The 5663-nt window shown below is 30.6% G+C and carries 5 protein-coding genes and 1 pseudogene; 4 read left to right on the top strand and 2 right to left on the bottom strand.

All coding sequences use genetic code 11. From position 1 onward, the window contains the following. Positions 1-325 (top strand): annotated as a pseudogene (locus JJE11_RS13605) (hypothetical protein); the annotation flags it as partial. Positions 326-640: 315 nt separating this feature from the next. On the opposite strand, the gene JJE11_RS13610 reads toward JJE11_RS13605, so the two are convergent. Next, positions 641-1249: a 3'-5' exonuclease gene (locus JJE11_RS13610; RefSeq protein ID WP_291636503.1), complete on the bottom strand. Its 609-nt coding sequence runs from the start codon at positions 1247-1249 to the stop codon at positions 641-643. A gap of 153 nt (positions 1250-1402) precedes the next feature. After that, on the bottom strand, positions 1403-1759 hold the full coding sequence (locus JJE11_RS13615; RefSeq protein ID WP_291636505.1) for an MmcQ/YjbR family DNA-binding protein: 357 nt from the start codon (positions 1757-1759) through the stop codon (positions 1403-1405). 154 nt (positions 1760-1913) lie between these two features. Between JJE11_RS13615 and JJE11_RS13620 the strand changes: the two genes are divergently transcribed. From JJE11_RS13620 to JJE11_RS13630, 3 genes are all read left to right on the top strand, one after another. Continuing rightward, the gene (locus JJE11_RS13620; RefSeq protein ID WP_291636507.1) at positions 1914-3587 is read left to right on the top strand and encodes a sensor histidine kinase; all 1674 of its coding nucleotides are present in this window, start codon (positions 1914-1916) and stop codon (positions 3585-3587) included. Between the two features lie 4 nt (positions 3588-3591). Next, positions 3592-4293: a LytTR family DNA-binding domain-containing protein gene (locus JJE11_RS13625; RefSeq protein ID WP_291636509.1), complete on the top strand. Its 702-nt coding sequence runs from the start codon at positions 3592-3594 to the stop codon at positions 4291-4293. Positions 4294-4432: 139 nt separating this feature from the next. Next, the coding region (locus JJE11_RS13630; RefSeq protein WP_291636511.1) for a carbon starvation CstA family protein at positions 4433-5663 on the top strand (1231 nt) is incomplete at its 3' end.

Here is a 5663-nt window from a genome sequence, read left to right on the forward strand (position 1 = left end):
CGAATATGTTGTCCATGGCGTTGATATTGATGTTATGGCAGGACTTGCCATAAATTATAATAATGGAATATTTGAATACATCTTTGATCATACTTCAATTTCAGAATTTAAAGAAATTAATGGAGTAAATATACCATTAACATCTTTAGAAGATTGGTATACAATATATCAATTAATTCCTAGTAGGAAGATAAAAGTAAAGATGATAGAAAACTATCTACTATCAAATGGGATAAAGAAGCCTGATTTATTAGAAAGAGCATTAATAGGGGGATTACCAGAGGAAGTTAGAGATAAAATTCAAAGTATATTAAAGTATAGGTAACGGTTATATTGCACCTAGTGAGAAGTAGTTATTTTTGAAATAAACTCTTTTTTCTCATATTATGCTAACAAAAGGATGTATTGCGAAAAATGCATTTGAAAGTGTCATAGTAATTCTTAATTTATTTTATTTACAGTTGCGTGAAGAAAAATACATGTTTGAGCGTTAGCGAGTTTGTATTTTTTAGCAATTGTAAATAAAATAAATTTTAGAATTACATGACAAAGTGAAAGCATTTCAGCAATACATCCTTTTGTTGTAGCATAATATAAGAAAAATTGGTTAATTACTAATAGCACAATAATATTATTATTACTATTTAGCAAGCTGCGAAAAATAATGTTTAGGGATAAAACCTTTCTTAATACCTTCTGTAACCAGTAAATATGTTGCAGTAGTATCAAATCTAGCATCATGAAAATTTGAGGCATCTCCAAAATATTCATTGCTTTTTAAATTTATATTACTTTCATTTAATTCTAGAAATTTAATGGTCTCTGATAATTTTGGGTTTTTATAGCCTCCCCGTGCTGAGTAAAGTTTGCATATATCTTTATAATATTTCATTGTGCAAAATGTATGTTTTGGGTCTAGAGCATGTCCACAATTTTTAAGCTCGTGAGTTAAAAATTTTATATCAAAATTAACATTGTGTCCTATAAGAATATCTGCATTTATAAAATCATCAATAAAATCCTCGTATGAATCTTCAAAAGTTTTCCCAGAGCTTAGTTCAAATAAAGCATCTACACTAAACCCATGTACATCTTCAGCAGATGGTTCTATATAATCTACCGTAAAAAAAATATTTTTTCCGGTTGTTTTTGTAGGCTTGAAATCAGTATCAACAAGTATATAACTAAGCTGACATATGTTTCCTGGTCTTATGCCAGTAGTTTCTGTATCAAAAAAAATCATTCTCATTAAAGGACCCTCCTGTCGTTCTTTGGGGCACATAACAATTATCAATTGTTATTCCTCCTGTGGTTCTCTGGGGCACATAACAATTATCAATTGTTATGTGCCCTGAAATTTATCATCTGGATTCATATAACAATAAATATACAAAGGTTATTTTCAATTTTCCAGCGCTTCTTTTTCACTTCTCGTTAACCTTTTATATACAAGTTCATAAGATAAATCCACTAAAAATAAAATCTTTTCATCTGGAATTGAACCATCAATGACTATGGTATTCCAATGCTTCTTATTCATATGGTAACCTGGTTTAATAGCATCATAGTTTCTACGTAAATCCTCGGACATAAAAGGCTCACATTTTAAGTTAACTTCAAGCACGGGGTTAGTGATATTTGTTAAGGCAAACATTTTAGTGCTAACCTTAAAAACTAAAGTTTCATTATCAAAGGGAAAACATTCTGTAACTCCCTTTTTACTTAGGCAGTAATTTTTAAAAACTTCTAGAGAAAACATAATAAATCATCCTTTATTTTTTATTCACTAAAAATAACGCTACAATAATTATAACATAGATTTTATATCTTTATATATTATGGAATATTGTATATACTATAAATAAAAACCTTATTTATATGAATGTATCTTTAGGTGAAATGGAGTTAGATGTATGATTGAATTGTTAAGAAGTCTTACTGATAATTTAGGTTATGTTATTCTTATTGCTTTTTTTGTTTCTAGGATAGGAAGCTTTAAGAATATTGTGCAAAAGGATAAATTAAAAAGAAGTGATTTAATTGTGCTTTCAATAATTTTTGGAGCATTTGGAATATTGGGGACCTACACAGGAACCGAGGTTAATGGAGCTATTGCTAACACTAGAATTATTGGAGTAATGGCAGGTGGAATATTATGTGGCCCTTTTGTAGGTGTAATGGCAGGGATTATAGCTGGAATGCACAGGCTACTAGTAGATATAGGAGGAATTACAACAATACCATGTACAATAAACACTATAATATCAGGAATAGTTGCAGGCATAATATATAAGAAATCAAATGAAAATAACAAGTGGTTTTATGGTCTAATTGGTGGACTCCTAATGGAAATTTTAGAAATGATTTTAATACTTACAATTTCACATCCTTTTAGCAGTGCGTTGTATATTGTAAAAAGTATATATTTTCCTATGAGCTTTACAAATGCAATTGGAATTGCAATCTTAATATTAATAATTCAAAAAATACTTAAGGAAAAGGAAGAAATTGCAGCAAAACAAGCACAAATAGCACTCGAGATAGCTAATAAAACATTGCCCTATTTTAGAGAAATGGATGAAAATTCCTACGAAAAGATATGTGGGATAATAAAGGATTCAATTGACGCAGATGCAGTAGCTATAACAAATAAGGAATATATATTAGCTCATGTCGGTGTGGGATCTGATCATCATATAAAGGGGCATAGTATTATAACAGAAGCCACAAAAAAAGTTATTAATGATGGAAAATTGATTTATTTAACTAATGCAAATCAGATAGAGTGTTCTAACTTAAATTGTAATTTAAAATCTGCAATTATTGCTCCTTTGAAGGAAGGAGATGAAATGATAGGCGCATTAAAAATATATTATTGCAAAGAGGATGCAATTTCTTATGTGAATATAAGTTTAGCTAAGGGATTATCCCAGATTATTTCTACTCAACTAGAAATAAGTAAACTTGGAGAGCTTAAGGATATGGCAAATAAGGCTGAAATAAAGGCGTTACAAGCTCAGATAAATCCTCATTTTTTATTTAATGCACTAAACACTATAATTTCCTTTATTAGAATTGACCCGAATCGCGCTAGAGAGTTAATTCTAAATTTATCCACTTACTTAAGGTATAATTTGGAGATAGGAGAAAGTCGTGTAGATATTTATAGAGAGCTAGAGCAGGTTAAAGCGTATATAGAGATAGAAAAAGCAAGGTTTGGAGAAAAACTTCATATAATTTATAATATTGAAGACGATCTAGATGTTAAAATTCCGAGTCTTATAATTCAACCGATAGTTGAAAATTCAATAAAACACGGTATTTTAGAAGGTAAAGGATATGGAACAGTGACAATTGAAATTAAAAAAGTTCAGAAAGGCGACATTATGATAGTAATTAAAGATGATGGAGTTGGAATAGCTAGCGAGATTATACAAGAGGTATATGCAGGCACAATGGAAGAAAGCAAAATAGGTATGTCAAATGTTCATAATAGGTTGAAATATATTTATGGTGAAGGGTTAAAAATAGAAAGGCTTACGACTGGTACTAGAATCAATTTCATTGTGAGGAAAATAAGGGAGTGATGACGTGAATTGTATTATTGTTGATGATGAATATCCTTCTAGAGAGGAACTAAAGTACTTCATAAACAATTTTAGTAATATTAAAATAATGGATGAATTTGATGATTCTATTAAAGCACTGGAGTACATTGAAAAAAATAAGCCGGACATTATTTTCTTGGACATTAATATGCCTAAATTAGATGGAATGGCACTCGGTAAAATTATTAATCACTTTCCAAAACACTCTCTTATTATTTTTATAACGGCTCATAAAGATTATGCTGTAGATGCTTTTGAAATTGAGGCATACGATTATATATTAAAGCCATATTCAGAAGAACGTATAGTTAGCACATTAAAAAAGATTGAGAAATGTTCAGATAATAAGTGTGCAAATAATAAAATAACCCTTTGGAAAGATAATAAGATGATGGTGAGGAGTATAATTGATATTTCATATTGTGAAGCAAGAGAACGAGAAACACTAGTTTATATAAAAGGAATGCAATACAATATAAATTGTAGTATTTCAGAATTTTATAAAAAGCTTCCCAAAGAATTTTTTTTTAGAAGTCATAGATCATATATTATAAATACTGATAAAATAATGGAAATAATTCCATGGTTCAATAATACATTTATGGTGAAATTACAAGGTGAGGAAGTGGATATTCCAGTAAGTAGAAATAATATAATTGAGTTTAAACAAATAATGAGCATATAAAAGCACTTGATGTGCTTTTTTTGTCTGTTCATGTCTGAAATCGTATTCAGTTGATAATAAAGTATTATACTTTTGTTAGTAAATAATAATTTAATTAACAAATAATAATTTACTTATTAATTAATTAGGAGGAGTTCATATGATATCATTTATTTTAGCAATTATTGCTCTTATAGTAGGCTATTTTGTTTATGGCAAAATCGTAGAAAGGGCTTTTGGAGCAGATGAAAAAATAGTAACACCATCTATTAGGTTGGCTGATGGTGTAGATTTTGTTGAGATGCCTGGATGGAAAATTTTCTTGATTCAGTTTCTTAACATCGCAGGACTTGGGCCTATATTCGGCGCAATTGCAGGTGCAATGTGGGGACCAGTAGCATTTTTGTGGATTGTACTTGGATCCATTTTTGCAGGTGGAGTTCATGATTATTTTTCAGGAATGTTATCTGTAAGACATGATGGTGCAAGTATTCCAGAAGTTGTAGGGAAATATCTTGGCAAAGGCTTTCAAAACTTTATGAGAGTGTTTTCAATAGTAGTTTTGGTACTTGTAGGAGTAGTTTTCGTAATGGGACCAGCGGGTATCTTAAATGGTTTAACAGGAATAAATGGTACAACATTAATTTATATAATATTCGCATATTATGTAATAGCAACAATGATTCCAATAGATAAGCTTATAGGAAAAATATATCCTCTCTTTGGATTTGCCTTATTATTTATGGCAGTTGGTGTTGCTATTGCCTTGATTTTTGGAGCATTCCCTATTCCAGAAATAACACTAGGTAATTTGACAAATATGCATTCAAATCCAGGTTCACACCCAATATTCCCTATGTTATTTATAACAATTGCATGTGGAGCTATTTCAGGGTTCCATGCAACTCAATCACCTTTAATGGCAAGATGTTTGAAAAATGAAAAACAAGGAAGAAGCGTATTCTATGGTGCAATGATATCAGAAGGTGTAGTTGCATTAATTTGGGCAGCAGCAGCTATGAGCTTCTTTGGAGGAGTGCCTCAGTTAAATGCTACTATGGCATTAACAGGTCATAATGCAGCATGGGTAGTTAATGGAGTTTCAGTTGGATTACTTGGAAAAGTTGGCGGAGCGCTTGCTATACTTGGAGTTGTGGCTTGTCCTATTACATCTGGGGATACCGCATTTAGAAGTGCAAGATTAACTTTAGCCGATGCATTTAAATTTAATCAAGGTCCTATTAAAAATAGATTCGTAATTAGTATTCCTTTATTCTTGATAGGGTTCATCTTAACTAAAATGGATTTTGCAATAATATGGAGATACTTTGGATGGTCTAACCAAACTTTAGCTACCATTGTATTATGGACAGCGGGTATGTACTTGGCTA

The sequence above is a fragment of the Clostridium sp. genome (assembly GCF_016650095.1).
Classification (GTDB): domain Bacteria; phylum Bacillota; class Clostridia; order Clostridiales; family Clostridiaceae; genus Clostridium_AD.

Bases quoted from the DNA above. Each gene is read 5' to 3' on its own strand.
- JJE11_RS13615 (WP_291636505.1), bottom strand. From the start codon at position 1,759: ATGTTTTCTCTAGAAGTTTTTAAAAATTACTGCCTAAGTAAAAAGGGA.
- JJE11_RS13610 (WP_291636503.1), bottom strand. From the start codon at position 1,249: ATGAGAATGATTTTTTTTGATACAGAAACTACTGGCATAAGACCAGGA.
- JJE11_RS13620 (WP_291636507.1), top strand. From the start codon at position 1,914: ATGATTGAATTGTTAAGAAGTCTTACTGATAATTTAGGTTATGTTATT.